We start from the raw sequence: 862 nt of genomic DNA on the forward strand, positions 1-862 counted from the left end.
GGACTGGGCGACGCGGAAGGTGCTGGCCTGGCGGGTGTCGAACACCATGGAGGTGGAGTTCTGCCTCGAGGTGCTGGAGGAGGCCTTGGGGCGGTTCGGGCGACCGGGGATTTTCAATACCGACCAGGGCAGCCAGTTCACCTCGCCGCGGTTCACCGGCGTGCTGCAGCAGGCCGGAGTGCGCATCTCGATGGACGGCCGTGGCCGCTGGATGGACAATGTCTTCATCGAACGACTATGGCGCAGCCTGAAGTACGAGTGCGTCTACCTGCACGCCTTCGAGACCGGCTCGGAGTTGCGGGCCGGGTTGTCGAAGTGGATCGGCTACTACAATGCCGGACGCCCACATAGCGCGCTGGCCGGGCAGACCCCCAACGAGACCTATGGGGCGGACGAGATGGCCAAATTGGCGGCCTGACGACAACCAGGACCGAGCTTATCCAGGCCGCCAAACTGTCCGACCGATGGGGACCACTTCAGATCGTAAGCGCGGCGACGGGGCCCGCCTTCCGGCCTGAGGTCTGTTTGTGGTGGGTCGGTCTGGAGCATGGAGCTTCAGGTTGAGGTTATGGATAGCGTTAAAGACGACGCGAAGGGCGTCGGGTATCGTCGGATCGAGATCCTGACGGGACCTGGTCGGCGGCGGAAGTGGTCGGACGACGACAAGGCGCGGATTGTCGGGGAGACGCTGGAGCCTGGCGCGGTGGTGACCGAGGTGGCACGCCGCTGGCAGATTGAACCGCCCCGGGTTTGCCGGAGGCAGGGGAGTTTGAGTCAGGCTGCCAGCGCAACCTCCTGCTGGCTGGCATAGTAGCGCGCCTCAGCTTCGGCGGGTGGGATGTTGCCGATCGGCTCGAGGAGG

2 protein-coding genes are annotated in these 862 nt (G+C 65.2%); both read left to right on the forward strand.

What is annotated here, in order from left to right; all coding sequences use genetic code 11:
- A partial coding sequence (locus H7965_RS30120) for an integrase core domain-containing protein (protein ID WP_186773160.1) occupies positions 1–418 on the forward strand: 418 nt, incomplete at its 5' end.
- 150 nt (positions 419–568) lie between these two features.
- Complete coding sequence (locus H7965_RS32245) at positions 569–811, forward strand: transposase (RefSeq protein ID WP_186774114.1); 243 nt, start codon at positions 569–571, stop codon at positions 809–811.
- The last annotated feature ends 51 nt before the right edge of the window (positions 812–862 follow it).

It is taken from the genome of Siccirubricoccus deserti, assembly GCF_014283215.1.
GTDB classification, from domain to species: domain Bacteria; phylum Pseudomonadota; class Alphaproteobacteria; order Acetobacterales; family Acetobacteraceae; genus Siccirubricoccus; species Siccirubricoccus deserti.

Excerpts from the sequence above, each read along its gene's own strand:
- H7965_RS32245 (WP_186774114.1), top strand. The coding sequence starts at position 569 with ATGGATAGCGTTAAAGACGACGCGAAGGGCGTCGGGTATCGTCGGATC.